Source organism: Brevibacterium pigmentatum (assembly GCF_011617465.1).
In the GTDB taxonomy this organism is placed as follows: Bacteria; Actinomycetota; Actinomycetes; order Actinomycetales; family Brevibacteriaceae; genus Brevibacterium; species Brevibacterium pigmentatum.
Genome location: NZ_CP050153.1, coordinates 135,341 through 152,641 on the forward strand (window position 1 = coordinate 135,341; position 17,301 = coordinate 152,641).

Annotated in this window: 18 protein-coding genes; 10 read left to right on the top strand and 8 right to left on the bottom strand. The window is 66.8% G+C overall.

The features are described from left to right. Window positions 1-46 precede the first annotated feature (46 nt). Window positions 47-238, top strand: coding sequence for a hypothetical protein (locus GUY30_RS00570; RefSeq protein WP_062860502.1), 192 nt, complete (start codon window positions 47-49; stop codon window positions 236-238). A gap of 32 nt (window positions 239-270) precedes the next feature. On the opposite strand, the gene GUY30_RS00575 is transcribed toward GUY30_RS00570, so the two are convergent. Further along, window positions 271-1,287: a serine/threonine dehydratase gene (locus tag GUY30_RS00575; RefSeq protein ID WP_167193197.1), complete on the bottom strand. Its 1,017-nt coding sequence runs from the start codon at window positions 1,285-1,287 to the stop codon at window positions 271-273. Between the two features lie 145 nt (window positions 1,288-1,432). Continuing rightward, window positions 1,433-2,797: an MFS transporter gene (locus GUY30_RS00580; protein ID WP_167193199.1), complete on the bottom strand. Its 1,365-nt coding sequence runs from the start codon at window positions 2,795-2,797 to the stop codon at window positions 1,433-1,435. Window positions 2,798-3,168: 371 nt separating this feature from the next. Here GUY30_RS00580 and GUY30_RS00585 point away from each other — a divergent pair, with 371 nt between their 5' ends. The 5 genes from GUY30_RS00585 (at window position 3,169) to paaZ (ending at window position 6,345) form a co-directional block, all read left to right on the top strand. Next, window positions 3,169-3,336: a P-loop nucleotide/nucleoside kinase family protein gene (locus GUY30_RS00585; protein ID WP_167193201.1), complete on the top strand. Its 168-nt coding sequence runs from the start codon at window positions 3,169-3,171 to the stop codon at window positions 3,334-3,336. Window positions 3,337-3,349: 13 nt separating this feature from the next. Further along, window positions 3,350-3,715 (top strand): hypothetical protein, encoded by a 366-nt coding sequence (locus GUY30_RS00590; RefSeq protein ID WP_167193203.1) that lies wholly within the window; start codon window positions 3,350-3,352, stop codon window positions 3,713-3,715. Beyond that, window positions 3,712-4,017 carry a YtxH domain-containing protein gene (locus tag GUY30_RS00595; RefSeq protein ID WP_167193205.1) on the top strand — a complete coding sequence of 102 codons (306 nt, stop codon included), beginning with the start codon at window positions 3,712-3,714 and terminating at the stop codon, window positions 4,015-4,017. The genes GUY30_RS00590 and GUY30_RS00595 overlap by 4 nt, the downstream gene beginning before the upstream one ends. Next, entirely contained in the window at window positions 4,010-4,183 is a 174-nt protein-coding gene (locus tag GUY30_RS00600; protein ID WP_167193206.1) for a hypothetical protein, read from the top strand. The genes GUY30_RS00595 and GUY30_RS00600 overlap by 8 nt, the downstream gene beginning before the upstream one ends. A 125-nt stretch (window positions 4,184-4,308) precedes the next feature. Then, window positions 4,309-6,345, top strand: a complete 2,037-nt coding sequence (gene paaZ / locus GUY30_RS00605; protein WP_167193208.1) for a phenylacetic acid degradation bifunctional protein PaaZ — start codon at window positions 4,309-4,311, stop codon at window positions 6,343-6,345. 94 nt (window positions 6,346-6,439) lie between these two features. Here paaZ and GUY30_RS00610 read toward each other — a convergent pair whose 3' ends face one another. Genes GUY30_RS00610 through GUY30_RS00620 form a run of 3 tightly spaced genes read right to left on the bottom strand, consistent with a single transcriptional unit; the run spans window position 6,440 to window position 10,658 of the window. After that, complete coding sequence (locus tag GUY30_RS00610) at window positions 6,440-7,405, bottom strand: diacylglycerol/lipid kinase family protein (protein ID WP_167193210.1); 966 nt, start codon at window positions 7,403-7,405, stop codon at window positions 6,440-6,442. After that, window positions 7,402-9,048, bottom strand: a complete 1,647-nt coding sequence (locus GUY30_RS00615) for an FAD-binding oxidoreductase (protein WP_228281562.1) — start codon at window positions 9,046-9,048, stop codon at window positions 7,402-7,404. The genes GUY30_RS00610 and GUY30_RS00615 overlap by 4 nt, the downstream gene beginning before the upstream one ends. A 5-nt stretch (window positions 9,049-9,053) precedes the next feature. Beyond that, on the bottom strand, window positions 9,054-10,658 hold the full coding sequence (locus tag GUY30_RS00620) for a glycerol-3-phosphate dehydrogenase/oxidase (RefSeq protein ID WP_167193214.1): 1,605 nt from the start codon (window positions 10,656-10,658) through the stop codon (window positions 9,054-9,056). A 67-nt stretch (window positions 10,659-10,725) separates the two neighbouring features. On the opposite strand from GUY30_RS00620, the gene GUY30_RS00625 reads away from it, so the two are divergent. After that, window positions 10,726-11,469, top strand: coding sequence for a TetR/AcrR family transcriptional regulator (locus GUY30_RS00625; RefSeq protein ID WP_167193216.1), 744 nt, complete (start codon window positions 10,726-10,728; stop codon window positions 11,467-11,469). 3 nt (window positions 11,470-11,472) lie between these two features. On the opposite strand, the gene GUY30_RS00630 is transcribed toward GUY30_RS00625, so the two are convergent. From GUY30_RS00630 to paaI, 3 genes are all read right to left on the bottom strand, one after another. Continuing rightward, complete coding sequence (locus GUY30_RS00630) at window positions 11,473-12,174, bottom strand: TetR/AcrR family transcriptional regulator (RefSeq protein ID WP_167193218.1); 702 nt, start codon at window positions 12,172-12,174, stop codon at window positions 11,473-11,475. Between the two features lie 105 nt (window positions 12,175-12,279). Next, window positions 12,280-13,575: an AMP-binding protein gene (locus GUY30_RS00635; RefSeq protein ID WP_167193220.1), complete on the bottom strand. Its 1,296-nt coding sequence runs from the start codon at window positions 13,573-13,575 to the stop codon at window positions 12,280-12,282. Window positions 13,576-13,734: 159 nt separating this feature from the next. Beyond that, window positions 13,735-14,271, bottom strand: coding sequence for a hydroxyphenylacetyl-CoA thioesterase PaaI (paaI, locus tag GUY30_RS00640; RefSeq protein ID WP_323127768.1), 537 nt, complete (start codon window positions 14,269-14,271; stop codon window positions 13,735-13,737). Between the two features lie 661 nt (window positions 14,272-14,932). On the opposite strand from paaI, the gene paaA reads away from it, so the two are divergent. Genes paaA through paaC form a run of 3 tightly spaced genes read left to right on the top strand, consistent with a single transcriptional unit; the run spans window position 14,933 to window position 17,299 of the window. Continuing rightward, window positions 14,933-15,967, top strand: coding sequence for a 1,2-phenylacetyl-CoA epoxidase subunit PaaA (gene paaA / locus GUY30_RS00645; RefSeq protein WP_208091456.1), 1,035 nt, complete (start codon window positions 14,933-14,935; stop codon window positions 15,965-15,967). After that, the gene (gene paaB / locus GUY30_RS00650; RefSeq protein ID WP_228281564.1) at window positions 15,964-16,305 is read left to right on the top strand and encodes a 1,2-phenylacetyl-CoA epoxidase subunit PaaB; all 342 of its coding nucleotides are present in this window, start codon (window positions 15,964-15,966) and stop codon (window positions 16,303-16,305) included. Before paaA ends, paaB begins: the two co-directional genes overlap by 4 nt. A 13-nt stretch (window positions 16,306-16,318) precedes the next feature. Next, window positions 16,319-17,299 carry a 1,2-phenylacetyl-CoA epoxidase subunit PaaC gene (paaC, locus tag GUY30_RS00655; RefSeq protein WP_167193222.1) on the top strand — a complete coding sequence of 327 codons (981 nt, stop codon included), beginning with the start codon at window positions 16,319-16,321 and terminating at the stop codon, window positions 17,297-17,299. Window positions 17,300-17,301 lie beyond the last annotated feature (2 nt).

Consider the following 17,301-nt stretch of genomic DNA (forward strand, 5'->3'; position numbering starts at 1 on the left):
ACGCCGCGTCATTGCACAGCTGTGTGCTCAGGCCTAGGCTTGAGGCATGAAGATGAGTACCGTGTGGAGCATCATCGGCGCGATCATCGCTGTCATCATCGCGTGGTGGGTGGTCAACGTCGCGTTCTCCATCGCGTGGTTCCTCGTCAAGGCCATCATCACGGTCGTCGTCGCACTCGCGATCTTCGGCCTCATCAAGGCATCCCTGAAGTCGAAGGACCGCGACCGAACGCGCTGATTTCCGGCGCTCGACCGCGCTGACCGCGCGTCTCAGAGATCGCCGAGGCTCGTGTTCGCCCCGCACAGGACGACGCAGACCTTCTCTCCCTCGGCCGGCACATAGCCGCCCGAACCGTGGACTCCCGCCAGTGCCGTGGCCGCCGCATGTTCGACCGCCAACCGGTGCTGATCCCACAGGTGCTGCCGGGCACCGATGATCGCCTCATCGCTGACCAACACCGAGGTGACCAGATCCGACCGTGCCGCAGCCAGTGCCAGCGGTGTGGCCCTTCGGGCACCGAGCGAATCCGATGCCACCGAATCGACCGTGACGTCGACCGGCTCTCCCGCCTCGATCGCAGCACTGAGAGCGCGACAGTTCTCCGGCTCGACCGCCACCGTGCGCACTCCGTGATAGGTCGCGGCCGTCGCGACCCCGGCGAACAGTCCGCCTCCGCCGACGGAGACGACGACCGTATCGAGGTCGGGCACCTGCGCCAGGATCTCGGTCATCAGAGTGCCCGCGCCGGCGGCGATGAGCGGATGGTCGTAGGCATGCGAGGCCAACGCCCCCGATGAGGCGACGAAGTCGTGGCAGGCCGCGGCCGCCTCGGCGAATTCGCTGCCAGTCAGCACCACCTCGGCACCATAGGAGCGCAGGCGCTCGACCTTGACCTCCGGGGCGTTCGCGGGCAGGAACACCGTGGCGGGCACACCGGCGGCACGAGCCGCCCACGCACAGGCGAGGCCCGCGTTTCCGCCCGACGCGATGGTCACTCCCGCCTCGGGGAAGGTGCCTTCGGCGAGATGAGACTGGATGAAGTTCTGCGCGCCGCGGGCCTTGAACGTGCCCGTGTACTGCATGAACTCGAGGGCGAAGAGCAGGCCGGATGCGTTCGGGTCCTCGGCGGGGCCGGAGCTCCACGTGGCTGCGGTGGGGGAGGCCGCCTCGGCGAGGGTGCCCGGCTGTGCCGGGGCCACGGTGACCGGCCGCACCCGTCCGGCGATCCGGGCGGCCGCGGCTTCGATGTCGGGATACGTCAGCTCAGTAGGGGTCGGTGCAGTCATGTCGCCAGCCTATGCGAGAGCTGCTGAGGGGGTGCGCCGCCTCGGTGGATTGTTGGGTCGATCCACGGCGTTTCAGGCGGAGGAATCACCGTGGATCGACCAGGAAATCGAGGTGCAGGTGACGAACCAGGGGTTCGCGGCAGCCTCAGTGATGCTTCGTCAGGCCGAGGTCGTTGCCCTTGGTCTCCTTGACGAGGCTGACGCCGATGAGCGAGACGATGCACACGACGATCATGTAGATCGCGATCGAGATCGATGAGCCGGTCTCGGCGAGCAGGGTCTCGGCGATGGTCGGGGCGAAGGCGCCGCCGAGGATCGCGCCGAGTGCGTAGCCGATCGAGACTCCCGAATAGCGGACCTCGACGGGGAACATCTCCGCATACATCGCCGACATCGGGCCGTAAGACAGGCCCATGCCGACGGTGAGGACGAAGATGCCGATGCCGTACATCCAGATGTTCGCCATATCGATCATGAGGAACGTCGGGATGAGCCACACGATGAGCAGGACGTACCCGATCTGGAAGGTTCGCACGCGACCGAGCTTGTCCGACAGCGCGCCGCCCCACATCGTGAAGACCAGCCAGCCGAAGCTCGCGAGCGTCGTCGCCAACAGCACGGGTGCCCGGTCGAGGCCGACGGAACCGCCCTCGGCGACGGGTCGCGAGGCGTAGGCGGCAAAGAACGCGATGATCATGTAGCCCACGGCGTTGTTGCCGATGAAGATGAGCGCGGAGAGGATGACTTCCTTCGTGTTCTTCTTGAACAGGGTGCCCAGCGGAGCCGAGGATTCGGCCTTGCGCTCGGCGAGCTCGGCGAAGACCGGGGACTCTTCGACCTGCCGGCGGATGTAATAGCCGACGAAGACGAGGACGACGGAGAAGAGGAACGGGATCCGCCATCCGAAGCTCGCGAACTGTTCGGCGGAGAGGACCGTGGTGAGCACCCAGATCACACCGGTGGCGAGGATCATGCCGACCGGCACACCGATCTGCGGGTACGCGCCGAAGATGCCGCGCTTGGAGATCGGGGCGTGCTCGACCGACAGCAGCGCGGCCCCGCCCCATTCGCCGCCGGCGGAGAAGCCCTGGAGGATCCGCAGCAGGGTGAGCAGGATCGGGGCGCCGACACCGATCATCGCGTAGTTCGGGAGCAGACCGATGAGCGAGGTCGCGGCTCCCATGAGGATGAGCGTGAGCACGAGCATCTTCTTGCGTCCGATCCGATCGCCGAGGTGGCCGGCGATGATCGCGCCCAACGGGCGGAAGAGGAACGAGATGCCCAGCGACGCCCACGCCATGATCTGACCGAGGGCCGGATTATCCGAGGCCAAAGGACCGAAGTACTGGGTGGAGAGGACGAGGCCGGCGGCCTGAGCGTAGATGAAGAAGTCGTACCACTCGATGGTGGTGCCGACGAGGGTGCCGGCGAGGACCTTACGCTCCTCGCGGGTGATCGAATGAGGGGTGGCCGGATTCGGAGTGACCGGGCCTGAAGCGGTGGCGGACATGAGCGGAACCTTCTGTTGCTGGGCGACTTTGCCGGGTGCCGTCTCCGGAGGCGGTGGTCCTCGACTCTGAGTGATCGCCGGTGCCTCGGGTCTGGCGGCGGACGGATGGACGTCTGCCTCGACTGACTGCTTGGTCAGTAATTGCCTCTGACTATATTGCAGATGGTCTTCGATGTCACCTGCGTGAAGGCCGAATCCGGGCCCGATCCTCCGCTGCTGCTCGTTGGCGGTGGAGATCGGTGAGTCAGCGACCTGCTTCTGAATCGTTGCTCGGTGAGGTTATCGTGGCCGAATGGCTCAATTCTGCCGCGTGCAGCAGAGCCTAGGGGCGGTGAGCGTCTCTGCGGCGAATCCAAGGAAGGGACCGAACGATGGCAAGCACAGTGATCCTGGTCAACGGCCTCCCTGCCTCCGGGAAGTCCACGCTGGCCTCTGACCTCGCCGAGGCCGCGGACATTCCGTTGCTCTCTGTCGACGAGGTGCTCGAACGGCTCGTCGATTCCGTGGACTACCGCTTCCCCCCGGGGTCCAGCCCATGAGCTCGCAGGCAGAGTGGCATGGAGGCTGGCATCCCTCGTCGAGGACACGGTGGTGGTCGAGTCGTTCTGGGCTCTCGAACGTGATCTCGAGAGTGTCAAGGAGGGCCTGCGAATCGCCAGGGCTGAGGCGGTCGTCGAAGTATGGTGCGACGCACCTCTGGAGGAGGCCGTCGAGCGATACGAGAACCGAGACCGTCACGGGATACACGAGGACGATCCGAATGATGTCGATCTGTGGCGGCGAAGTGCACCGCTCGACGTCGGGCCGGTCGTGCGCATCGATACGAGCAGCGATTCGGGCAAGGCATCGGGTGCAGAGGTGCTCGCGGCAGTGCAGGAGCTTCTGACAAAGGGTGAAACAGAAGAAAGAGGGGCATGATGAAAGGCAGACTTCTATTGGCGATCGGCATCGGAGTGGGATACGTCCTCGGTTCCCGCGCTGGTCGACAGAGCTATGAATCGCTCACGCGATGCGTCCAGGACCTGTGGGGCGACCCCAGGGTCCGGGCCCGTGTCTCGAAGGTCGAGGACTCGGTCAAGGAGAAGGCTCCGGCCGCCCAGGACAAGGCGGAACAGGTGCTGAAGGCCGTCGGTGAGAAATCGAAGAAGGTAGGCGATGAGGTGAAGGCGAAGATTACCGGCGATTCGGCCGAGGATCCGATGGAGGACAGTCATGGCTGAGATCTCCGATACCGAGCACTTCGGGGTCAGTCGAAAAGCCATCGAGGCCGAGCTCGGTGTCATCGCCGCCGAGTGGGAGCAGCAGGGGCGCATCGAGCCGGTCGTGGACAAGGACACCGGTGAGATCCATCCCGATGCGGAGCGTGAGCTGCTCGATCGTTTCTGAACTGCTCTGACGACTCTTTATGACAATTACCGACCGCTTGGTTAGTATATATCTGGGAATCGGCAGCGGTGCCGAATGCGGCCGCCGTGGACCGGGAGACGTCGTTTCACCAGGGAGAGCAAAGCATGACCGAAATCCTCAGTTCCTATGTGGCCGGAACCTGGCACACACCGGCAGCGACCGATTCCGCCCGGCCTGTCCGCGACGCCGGCACGGGGGAGCTCCTGCACTCGGTGAGCTCGGCCGGAGTCGACTTCGCCGCCGTCGCCGACCACGCCCGGACCACCGGCATCGCCGAACTGCAGAAACTCACCTTCCACCAGCGCGGTGTGATCCTCAAGAAGCTCGCGACCTATCTCATGGAGCGCACGAAGGACTACCACGAGATCTCCTTCACCACCGGCACCACCAAGCGCGACGCCTTCGTCGACATCGAAGGCGGAATCGGCACACTCTTCACCTACTCCGGCGTCGCCCGCCGCCAGATGCCGAACTCGACCGTCCACCTCGACGGCGGAGTCGAACGCCTGTCGAAGAACGGCACCTTCGTCGGCCGCCACATCCTCACCTCCCGGCAGGGCCTCGCGCTGCAGATCAACGCCTTCAACTTCCCCGTCTGGGGCATGCTCGAGAAGTTCGGGCCGATGTTCGTCGCCGGCGTCCCCGTCGTCGTCAAACCCGCCACCGACACCGCCCACCTGACTCAAGCCGTGGTCGCGGATATCATCGAATCCGGTCTGCTCCCTGCCGGCGCGATCCAGCTGGTCACCGGTGACGTCTCTCCGCTCTTCGACCACCTGGCCGAACAGGACGCGATCGCCTTCACCGGTTCCGCGAACACCGCCCGCACGCTGTCCGCGCTCGACTGTGTGACCCAGCGCGGCACCCGCTTCTTCGCCGAGGCGGACTCGCTCAACTTCTCCCTGCTCGGTCCCGACGCCGCACCCGGCACGGAGGAGTTCGACCTCTTCGTCTCCGGGGTCGTCGCCGAGATGACCGTCAAGGCCGGACAGAAGTGCACCGCGATCCGCCGCACCTTCGTCCCCGAGGCCCACGCCGAGGCGGTCGGTGAAGCCATCACCGCGAAGCTCGCCACCCAAGGTGTGGGCGATCCGCGCGAGAAGTCCACCCGCCTGGGCCCCGTCGTCTCCGACAAGCAGCGCACCGACGTCCTCGACGCGGTCGACCAGATCATCGCCGGGGGAGCCCGCGTGCTCACCGGCGGGCGTGAGGAATCCGATCGTCTGGCCGCCGAACACGGTGGTGCCTATGTCGCGGCCACCGTCCTCCAGGCCGATGACGCCTGGTCCGATGCCGTCCACGACATCGAGGCCTTCGGTCCCGTGACCTCGATCATCACCTATTCCGACACCGAGGATGCCGTCCGCCTGGCCGCCCGTGGCCGCGGTTCGCTGGTCGGCTCCGTCGTTACCCACGATCGTGAGTTCGCCACCGAATTCGTCCGGAAGATCGCCCCATGGCACGGCCGTGTGCTCATCCTCGATCGTGACGATGCCCAAGAGTCGACCGGTCACGGTTCGCCGCTGCCGAACCTCATCCACGGTGGCCCCGGACGGGCCGGCGGCGGTGAGGAGATGGGCGGACTGCGCGGTATCACACACTTCATGCAGCGCACCGCGATCCAGGCCTCCCCGGACATGCTCACCGCGATCGGCGGGGAATGGGTCAACGGATCGGAGCGCCGCCTCGGCGATCATCCGTTCACGAAGTCGCTGGTGGACCTGCGCCTCGGCGACACTCTCGATTCGGAGTGGCGGGAGGTCACGCTCGACGATATCGAGCACTTCGCGAACTTCACCGGGGACACCTTCTACGCCCACATGAACGAGGAGGCGGCCGCCGCGAACCCGTTCTTCCCGGGACGCGTGGCGCACGGCTACCTCATCGTGTCCTTCGCCGCCGGACTCTTCGTCCAGCCGGACCCGGGCCCGGTGCTCGCGAACTACGGACTCGAAGGGCTCAACTTCATCACGCCCGTCTCCCCAGGTGACAAGCTCAAGGTGACGCTCACCGCCAAGCGCATCACCCCGCGTGAGACCGACGAATACGGTGAGGTCCGTTGGGACGCACAGGTCGTCAACCAGAACGACGAACCCGTGGCGAACTACGACGTGCTCACCCTGGTGGCCAAGGAGTACTGAGGGCCCGGATGGGTTGAAGGCCCTGCCGGACGGACAGGCAGGTAGTAGTCGCCCCGCGCGGAGGATGTGCATCCTCGGCGCGGGGCGACCTCGTTCATGAGGTCCGGGGGACGCGGACCTTGAGGGATGACGGGCGGACCGTCACGATCGCCGGAGTCTGTGCGACCGCGTCGCCGTCGGCGACGATCTCGACCGGCGCGGCACCGGCGGGAGTGTCGATGCGGATCTCGCGAGCCCGGCTGAGATGGATGTGCGGGTGACGGTCGTGCCTACCGGACATGAACGCGACGAGCTCGACGGCGAGCTTCGGCAGCCATGCCTCCCCCAGGAGGACGACGTCGATGAGTCCGTCGTCGATCGCCGCCTCGGGTGACAGTGTGAGCCCGCCCCCGTAGCGGCCGGAATTCGCGAACCCCGCGGTCAGGCTCCGGAAGTCGAGGCGCTGTCCGTCGACTGTCAGCTCGAGGTCGATGCTCCTCGGCGGCAGGATCGCACGCAGGATCCCGTACAGGTACACCCAATGGCCCCGGACGACCCTGGTCGAGTTCGCATGCCGCTGGACGGTCGAGTCGAGGCCGAGACAGACGTTGCCGAGGCTGATCGTGCCATCGAGGTCGAGCACGTCGATCACTCGATCGCGGCCGTCGGCGATCGTGGCCACAGCCTCTTCGACGCGCTTCGGGATGCCGAGTTTGCCGACGAGGTCATTGCCGCGGCCACCGGCGATGACGCCCAGCGCCGTGTCCGTATCGACGAGGCCGGCGGCGACTGTACGCGCCATCCCGTCACCGCCGAGTGCGCCGACGACCTTGGCGCCCTCGGCGGCGAATGCTGCGGCGAGCTCCTTCGCATGTTCCTCGCTCGTGCTTCTCACCAGCCGCGCCTCGAGACCGTGTGCGGCGAAGGCGTGGACGAGCGGATCGATGCGTCTGAGCACCGCTCCGCGCCGTGCCGTGGGATTGAGGATCACGGGCACGACCGCCGGATCGGCGACCGGCCGTGCAGAGCCCCGGTCTGTGGAATCCGTGCCGAAGGCGCCCTTGTCTTCGATGCCGCTCACAGCCGATCCGGTCCGTTCATCAGCTTGCCGGGATTCATGATGCCGGTCGGGTCGACCTCGGCCTTGGCTGCGCGCAGCATCCGCAGCCACATCTGACCGGTCTCGGCAGGCAGCCACGGAGCGTGGTCGGTGCCGACGGCATGGTGATGGGTGATCGTTCCGCCGCCCGCCATGATGGCGTCGCTGGCCGCGGACTTCAGCGCCTTCCACTGGGCGATCTCCGCCCCGACATCCTGCTTGGCGAAGACCGTGTAGTACAGCGAACAGCCGGTGGCGTAGAGATGCGAAACGTGGCAGAGCACGAATGCAGGAGTGCCGCGCTCGGCCATCGCTTTCTCGATTCCGGCGCTGATCGTGCCGTGGAGGTCATTCACCTTCGACCACGGGGCCGAGGTCTCCATCGTCTCGACGATCATGCCCTCACGCAGCAGCTGATCCCGCAGGTACGGAGTCGAGAAGCGGTGCTTCTCCCACGAGGCCTCCGGAACCGCGCCGAGGTTGACGCCCTTGTGTCTGCGCACGATCGAACGGCCCTGCGAGCGACGCGCACGCACATCGGAGGGGGTGCCGTCGTAGCGGACGACGAGGAGACAGGGAGTCGTGAGGCCGCGGGCGCGCAAGTAGGCGAGAACGCCCTTGCGCTGCAGCTCGCTGCCGAGCTGCGCGAGACCGAACGCGGTCTCGTTGACATCCGAGAGACGGGCGATGTCGAGGTGCAGTCCCGACTGCTCCATCTCCCGCAGTGCTGCAGCCCCGGATTCGAAGTCCGGGAAGAACCAGGAGTCGCCCTGCACTGCCTTCGGCACGCGATGGATCCGCAGGGTCGCCTCGGTGATGATGCCCAGCGTTCCCTCGGAGCCGACGAACAGCTGGCGCGGATTCGGTCCGGCCGCCGTCGCCGGGGTGGTGCGCAGCTCGACGGGACCGTTCGGAGTCGAACAGCGCAGACCGCAGACGTTCTCATCGATGCGGCCGTACCCGGTCGACTGCTGACCGGCCGAGCGGGTGGCGACCCAGCCGCCGACGGTGCTGAACTCGAAGGACTGCGGATAGTGGGCGAGCGTGAAGCGCCGAGCCTGCAGAGCCTCCTCGAGGTCGGGTCCGAAGACTCCGGCCTGGACGGTGGCCGTCAGCGACTCCTCGTCGATGTCGATGATCCGGTCGAGGCGGGCCAGGCTGATGCTCACGACCGCCGCGAACTCGCCGCGCACGGCATCGATGCCGCCGACGACGCTTGTGCCGCCGCCGAAGGGAACGACCGCCACGGATTCCTCGGCGCACAGCGCGAGGAGGGCGTCCACCTCGGCGTTCGAAGCCGGGTAGAGCACCGCATCGGGAGCGGTGACCAGCTCGCCGCTGCGCAGCCGGATGAGGTCGGGCAGGCTGCGCCCGGCCGCATGGGAGACGCGGACGGCGCGATCGTCGCGGACGAATTCCTCGCCCACCGCCTCGGCGAAACGGGCCCTGACTGCGCACGGCAGGACTGATTCGGGCAGCTCGACGTCCTCGAGCGCCACATGCGGCCTGTCGACTCCGGCCGGCCACCCGCAGTGTTTGCTCAGTATCACCTTCGCGCCGGGTTTGACCGGGCCGTCGTGGCCGTCTTCGCCCCAGCCCCACCAGCGCATACGCGGCTTGTCCATGGTCGTCATCCTTCGTGTCGTGATTCGGTGCGCAGTTCCGGAGCGAGCCGGGCCACAGCGTCATAGAGGTCGGCGCGGTCGGCGTCGACGAGTCCCCACCGGGTCCGCCGGTCGATGACGTCCTCGACCGTCAGCGCCAGTTCGTGTTCGACGGCGAAATGGACCTCCGCGCCGGTCAGCGGGATGCCCTCGCGCACGGGTTCGTTGAGGGAGGGGTCGGCATCGCCGTAGGCTGCCACCTTCGCCGCGTCGGTTCCGTAGATGGCGACGAGGCGATCGGGCAGGCCAGGTGCGGGTGTGCCCTTGCCGACGAGGCCGAGTTCGGTCGTCCGGCATGCTCCGGCGCGCAGTCCGCCGACCCTGACGACGTCGTCGACGGCGTCTTCGGCCATGCGGCGGTAGGCGGTGAGCTTGCCCCCGACGATCGTCAGCGCCCCGGTCCGCGAGTCGCGCAGCAGGGCGTGTCTGCGGGAGAGGTCGGCGCTGCTCGAGGTGTCGCTTGTCTTGATCAGCGGGCGGAAGCCGGCGTAGCCGCCGACGATGTCGTCAGTGGTCAGCTTGTCCTCGAGAACGGCGTTGATCGTGTCGAGGAGGAACGCCTCCTCATCGCCGTCGGGAAGGGCGCGGTCCGGGATCGGACCGTGGTGCGGATCGTCGGTGAGGCCGATCATGACCAGACCGTTGTGCCACGGCACGGCGAAGACGTAGCGGCCGAAATGACCGGGCACCGGGGAGGTGATTGCGGCCTGTGGATCGCCGAGGCCGGCGGCCGGCACGAGGATGTGCGAACCCTTGCTCGGTGCCAGTACGACCTCGTCCGAGAGAGTGTCCGACCAGACGCCTGCGGCATTGACGATCTGTCGGGCGCGCAGCGTGTGCTCCTGCCCGGTGAGGCGGTCCCTGATGTGCACACGGGTGGGTTCGATGTCGGTCGCCTCGGCGTAGGTGATGACACCCGCACCGTGTTCGGCGGCGGTCCGGGCCAAGGCGACGACGATCCGTGCGTCGTCGATGAGCTGACCGTCCCAGCTGAGCAGCCCGCCGCGCAGGCCGTCGGTCGCCGTCGTCGGGGCGAGCTGCCGGACTTCGGCGGCCGAGACGCGGCGGGGATGGGGGAGAAGCTCCTTCGGGGTGCGGGCGAGCATTCGCAGGACGTCGCCGGCGTGGAAGCCGGTGTTCGTCATGGCCGCCTCGACGCGGCCGACCCCCGGATGCAGCGGGAAGATCATCGGCAGCGGTCGGATGAGATGCGGGGCGATGGTGTTCATCAGCCGGCCGCGTTCGACGGCGGATTCCCACGCGATCCCGACGTCGGCCTTCGCGAGGTAGCGCAGTCCGCCGTGGGCGAGCTTCGAGCTCCAGCTGCTCGTGCCCGAGGCAAGGTCGCCGCGTTCGACGAGGGTGACAGAGAGTCCGCGGCTGGCCGCGTCCAGAGCGACGCCGGCGCCGGTGAACCCACCGCCGATGACGACGACGTCGCAGATATTCGCCGAGGCGGCCGCGAGGTCACGTTCGCGCTGAGCGGCGCTGAGGGACGAGGTGTTCGCTGTGGCTTGGGAGCCGAGTCCCGCCGAGGTCGTGGGGCCGTCGTCTGCATTGGTGGAGGTCATTCTCGCCCTTTCTGGCACGATGCCGTACCAGTTTGCATTCGGCGATGAGTGTTGTCAAGATCACACTGTGACTACTCAAGGACGCCCCTACGCCGGGGCCAGCCGCGAAGCGCGGGAAAGTGCTCGGCGGGAACAGATCATCGCGGCAGGGATCGAACTGTTCGGGACTCAGGGATACCGGGCGGCCACGGTGGGCGCGATCTGCGAGACCGCGGGGTTGAACAAGCGCTACTTCTATGAGTCCTTCGCCACCTTGGAGGATCTCCTGGTCGAAGTCTACGAGCGGGTGGTGGCCGATCTGCGGGCCGCGGTGCTCGCCGGTGGTGCGGCCGATGCAGGGGGATCTGAGGCTGCGACGGAGGCGCAGGGCGGCGAGTCGACGGCAGCATCAGGGGCTGACACCACGGCGACGCCCGGTGTCGAGATCGCCGCGACACCCGGCGCCGAGGCCATGGGGGTGCTGCGCGGATTCATGGGCGGGTTTCTCGGCTGGGCGCAGGAGAACCCGATCTTCGCGCGAGTCCACCTCTTCGAAGTGCTCGGAGTCAGTGCGCGCATCGACGAGCTCTACCGTCGGCACGGGCGCGAGATCGGCGGTGAGCTTGCCGATTCGCTCTCAGCGGCGGTCTCTGGGCGGGGTGTCGTCGGTACCCGGCGCAGGGTGCTCGGCGATCTGCTCGTGGGTGCCGGCATCCAGATCGCCGTCGACTGGGTGATCGGCGGATATGATCCGCCGAAGGAAGAGCTGCTCTCCGAAGTCGAGGGGACGCTGGGCTGGGTTCTGACAGCCGGCGCGAGCTGGGATGGCTGAGCCTCAGGCCTCCAGGCCTTGGAAGGCCATCGTTGTGACCGCCTCGGCGATGGTGTCGGGGTCGACGGGATAGCTGGGGCGGTACCACTCGGTGATCGAGTTGACCATGCCGAAGAGCAGGCGGGTGATGAGCCCGGGGGTGAAGTCCGAGCGCAGACCGCCCTCGGCGATGGCGGCCTCGACGAGCGCACGGACCTTCGCATCGATGTTGCGGCGGGCCTCGAGGGCTTCGCGTTCCAAGGGCGAGTTTCCGCGCACGCGCAGCAGCAGTGTCACCGAATGGTGATACTCGATGAGGATGACGACGCTGGCGCGCACGGCCAGCTGCAGGCGTTCGAGCGCGGTGACGTTCTCTCGCAGGCTCTCGGTCTCGACAGCGGAATCGAGGGCACGGATGCCGCGGCTGATCGCCAGGTGCAGCAGCTCCTCCTTCGACTTCACGTGATGGTAGATCGCGGACTTCGTGATGCCGAGCTCACGGGCGACCGTGTCCATCGACGTGCCGTCGTAGCCGCGGGAGACGAAGACCTCTGTGGCCTTGTTGATCAAGGTCTCCCGGTCGTAGCCGGGACGGCCGCGGCGCGAGCGTTTGGGGGCGGTCGCCTCGGCGGGGGTCGTCGGGGACGTCGACGCGGCGGTCGTCGAGTCCGCGGACGACGTCGTCGAGTCCGGGGCTGTCGACGCAGGTGAGGACGATTCGGGCATGCGCATCAGTCTAATCGGCCACCTCGGTGAGTGCCGCGATCCAAGTCACAGCACTCGCCTCGGCGCGCGTCCGCAGCGTCGGTTCCGCGCATGCCCCGCCTCATCTCAGCGCACGCCCTCGCGGCGGTCGATGATGCGCTTCATCTTGCCGACCGAGCGCGGCAGGTCCCCGGGCATCTTGATGTCGATGGCGCAGGAGACGCCGAGGCGTTCCTTGATGCGGGCGGCCACGAGCTTGTCGAGGCCGTCGAGCTCGACGGCGCCGACGCCTTCGCGGGCCTCGACCTCGACGGTCATCTCGTCCATCCGACCCGGGCGGGTGAGGATGAGCTGGAAGTGGGGGCTCAGGGGTGCGAACTCGAAGAGCACGGTCTCGACGTTCGCGGGGTAGACGTTGACGCCTCGGATGATCATGAGGTCATCGGAGCGACCGGTGATGCGCGAGATGCGGCGGAAGTTCGGGCGCGCGGTGCCCGGCAGCAGCGTTGCGAGATCGTGCGTGCGGTAGCGGATGATCGGCAGCGCTTCCTTCGTCAGTGAGGTGAAGACGAGTTCGCCCTCCTCGCCGTCGGGCAGCACCTCGCCGGTGAAGGGATCGACGATCTCCGGGTAGAAGTGGTCCTCCCAGATCGTCGGGCCGTCCTTCGTCACCGCGGATTCGCAGGCCACACCCGGTCCCATGACCTCGGAGAGGCCGTAGATGTCGACGGCATCGATGTTGAAGGAGTTCTCGATCTCCTTGCGCATCTCGTCCGTCCACGGCTCGGCGCCGCAGATCGCGGTCTTCAGGCTCGTCGAGGTCGGATCGATGCCCTGCTTGTGGAACTCGTCGAGGATCGTGAGCAGGTAGGTCGGGGTGGCCGTGATGATGTCCGGCTTGAAGTCCTGGATGAGCTGCACCTGGCGCGGGGTCTGCCCGCCGGAGATCGGGACGACGGTGAACCCGTGACGCTCCGCCCCGTGGATGCCGAGTCCGCCGGTGAACAGGCCGTATCCGTAGGCGTTGTGCATCATCTGTCCGCGCTTGCCGCCGGCACCGAGGATGGACCGCGCGATGAGGCTGCCCCACCGATCGAGATCGCCCATCGTGTACCCGACGACCGTCGGCAGACCCGTTGTGCCCGAGGAGGCGTGGATGCGCGCGACCTGCTCCTGTGGGACGGCGAAGAGCCCGAACGGATAGTTGTCGCGCAGGTCCTGCTTGTTCGTGAACGGCAGCTTCGCAATGTCATCGAGGCTCGTGATGTCGGCGGGAGTCACGCCGAGGTCGTCGAAGGCCTTCCGGTAGAACGGCACCCGTTCGTACACCGAGGTCACCGTCCTCTTGAGGTTCTTCAGCTGGTCGGAGCGCAGCTCGTCCAGGCTCATTCGTTCGCCGGCGTCGAGGTCGGTCTCAGTCATCATCGTCTCCTTGCGAATCTCTTCTGTGTGTCAGATCCAAAGACCGCCGAGGTGGTCCACCGTTCTTCGGTGTCCGGTCGTCGACGGGTGGTTCGGTGGGGGTGGTCCGGCGCGGCTGGGTGCCGGACGCGGGTCGGGAGGTTGTGCAGTCGGCTGGGTCTACTTACGGGCGGGCAACGTGCGGGAGCGGCCGCGGTAGGTGGCGATGATGTCGTCGCCGCGGGTGACCGTGACGTCGTAGATACCCGAGCGGCCCTGCTTGACGACTTCGTGGCCGCGGGCGACGAGCTCGTCACCGAGGTACGTGGGCTTGAGGAAGTCGATGTCTCCGCCCGAAGCGACCGTGACCGAACCGGGATAGTTGCAGGCCATCGCGAAGGTGGTGTCGGCGAAGAGGAAGACGTAGCCGCCGTGAGTGATGTCGTGGCCGTTGGTCATGATCTCGGTGACCGTCATCGAGCACTGCGCCCAGCCGGGTCCGTGGTCATCGACGGTGATGCCCAGGTGCTGGGAGGCGCGATCGTTGGCGAACATCGCGGCGGCACCGGTGAGCTCCTCGGTGGCCGCATCGGTGGGGGACTCAGGTGCCGCCTGGGTGGATCCTGTTGGATCGGTCGGTGGTGTCGCCTCGGCGGGGGAGGGGGCGTTCGGGGTCTCCGACTCCGCGGTCGTCGTGTCGTGGGTGGGCTGTCCCATAGTCGGCTCCTCCTCGAGTCGCGGGTTCAGGCGCCGATGCACGAGGAGTGCCTGCGCCGCTGCGTATGGACGACGGTGAGAGTTCCCCGCGATCCCGGACGGTCAGCCCGTCGGAGAATTAACGACCATCTGGTCAATAAATATCGTTCCGATCGTCGTTGCTGTCAAGTCACGGGTGTGGTCGGGGTGTGTTCGTCTGCGAATCGCGCACGCATCCTCAAGCGCAGGCGGGAATAGGTCACTATCGGATAGTTGCCGAGAAACATAGGTCGCTATCGGACATTATCCGGCGGGCGGAAGTATCCGATGCTGACCTGAATTCGGCAGGCGCCGCGCTGGTAGTGCGATTGTTGGGTCGATCCGCGGTGGTTTCGTCGCCGATGACGCCGTGGATCGACCCAACAATCCACTGATCGGCACGGCGACGCGGCACGGCGATCCCACAGTGCCGCGGCACGGCGGCGGGGCTGAGCGGCTCGTTCGCGTGGGCGGCATTGCGCCTCGGCGAGGGGTGTGCGACACTGGTGGCAACAATACAGAACAAATGGTCAGTAAATGGATATCCCAGCCCGAAGGTTCTACGATGGTCGGACCGATTCGAGGTCGGCAGCCGCTGACCGAGGCAGGTCCTGACAAGGGCACATCCAAGGGTGGAGTGGTCATGACAACTCAGATGAACGACAACCGCTTCGACGAGGCGCAGCTGCAGGCGCAGTTCGACGCCACGATCGAGGCCAAGGATCGGATCGAACCCCGGGACTGGATGCCCGAGGCCTACCGCAAGACGCTCATCCGCCAGGTCGCGCAGCACGCGCACTCGGAGATCATCGGCATGCAGCCCGAGGGCAACTGGATCTCCCGCGCACCCTCGCTGCGCCGCAAGGCGATCCTGTTGGCGAAGGTCCAGGACGAAGCCGGACACGGCCTCTACCTCTACTCCGCCGCCGAGACCCTGGGCGCCACGCGCAATGAGCTCACCGAGAAGCTCGTCGCCGGCAAGCAGAAGTACTCCTCGATCTTCAACTACCCGACCCTGTCCTACACGGATGTCGGCACGATCGGCTGGCTCGTCGACGGGGCGGCCATCTGCAACCAGGTCCCGCTGTGCCGGACCTCCTTCGGCCCCTACGGCCGTGCGATGATCCGCATCTGCAAGGAAGAGTCCTTCCACCAGCGCCAGGGCTACGAGCTGCTGATGACGATGATGCGCGGCACCGAGGCTCAGCGCGAGATGGTCCAGGAATCGGTCAACCGCTTCTGGTGGCCGGCGCTGATGATGTTCGGTCCTCCCGACGACAACTCGCCGAACACCGAGCAGTCGATGGCCTGGGGCATCAAGACCCACACCAACGATGAGCTGCGCCAGAAGTTCGTCGACATGTCCGTCCCGCAGGCAGAAGCCCTCGGCGTGACGTTCCCCGATGAGAACCTCAAGTGGAACGAAGAGCGCGGACACTACGACTTCTCCACCCCGAACTGGGACGAGTTCTGGGACGTCGTCAAGGGCAATGGCCCCTGCAACACTCAGCGAGTCGCCCATCGTAAGCGCGCCTGGGACGAAGGAGCGTGGGTGCGCGAAGCAGCGCTCGCCTTCGCGGAGAATCAGACCGCAGAGGCGGCCGCCACCACGGCCGCGGCCGACGCGACCCCCGCCGCCGGAGTCGACACCACCACCCCCGAGGAGACAGCGAAATGACCGAGACCAACCCCGGCTCCACCTCGGCGAAGGATGAATCCGCTGTGGGCTCGACCCGTGGCGAATGGCCGCTGTACGAGGTCTTCGTGCGCGGCAAGCGCGGACTCAACCACGTTCACGTCGGATCCCTGCACGCCGCCGACGACCAGATGGCCGTCCACCACGCCCGCGACGTCTACACCCGACGCAACGAAGGCGTGAGCATCTGGGTCGTCCGCGCCTCCGACATCACGGCCTCGAGCCCGGACGAGAAGGACCCGATGTTCGCCCCCAGCGGCGACAAGGTCTATCGCCACCCCACCTTCTACGACATCCCCTCCGATGTCCCCCATATGTGAGAAGGGGCGAGAAATGACTGCGAACAACGAACCCACCATCCACGTCGAACACGACGAAGCCGGCACGAACGTCGATCACGGCGACCACGACAACGCGTATTCCGGTCTGCTCGTCAACGACGCCAACTGGGCCTTCGGCACCGACTTCGAAGACCCCCTGGCCGGCGTCGACACGACCGTGCCCGACGGCGTCGACGCCAAGGACCTCGGCGTGTACTGCCTCATGCTCGGCGACGACGCCCTCGTCTTCAGCCAGCGGATCTCCGAATGGTGCTCGAACGCCCCTGACCTCGAAGAGGACATCGCGCTGGCGAACATCGCGCTCGACCTCCTCGGCCAGGCGCGTCTCCTGCTCGCCCGCGCCGCCGCAGCCGATCCGGAGCTCGTCCCTGAACTCCCCGAAGGCTCCCCGGTGCCCGATGAGGACCGTCTCGCGTACTTCCGCAACGACCTGGGCTTCCGCAACGTCCGCCTGGCCGAGGTGCCCAACGGCGACTTCGCCGAGGCGGTCGCGAAGATCCTCATCTACTCCACCTGGCGCCTGTCGATCTTCGAACGCCTCGTCGACAGCCGCGACACCGTGCTCGCGGCCATCGCGGCCAAGGGCGTCAAGGAGATGTCCTACCACCGCGACTTCGCCGGACGCTGGGTCGTGACCCTGGCCCGCGGCACCGAAGAATCGAAGTCCCGCCTGGTGGCAGCCCTCGATGGACTGTGGCCGCTGTGGGCAGAGCTCTTCGAGACCCACCCCGTCGAAGCCTCCGTGGCCGAAGCCGGAATCGGCGTCGACCCCGCGCCGGTGGCCGACGAAGCATCCGTGATCCTCGACCAAGTGTTCGCCGCGGCCGGAATCGACCGGCCCGAACGCGGCGGTCTGGCCGGAGTCGGCGTCCACGGCGGCAAGGGCCGCGACGGACTCCACACCGAGGCCCTGTCGAAGCTGCTCGCCGAGATGCAGGTCGTCGCGCGAGAGCACCCGGAGGGTCAGTGGTGACC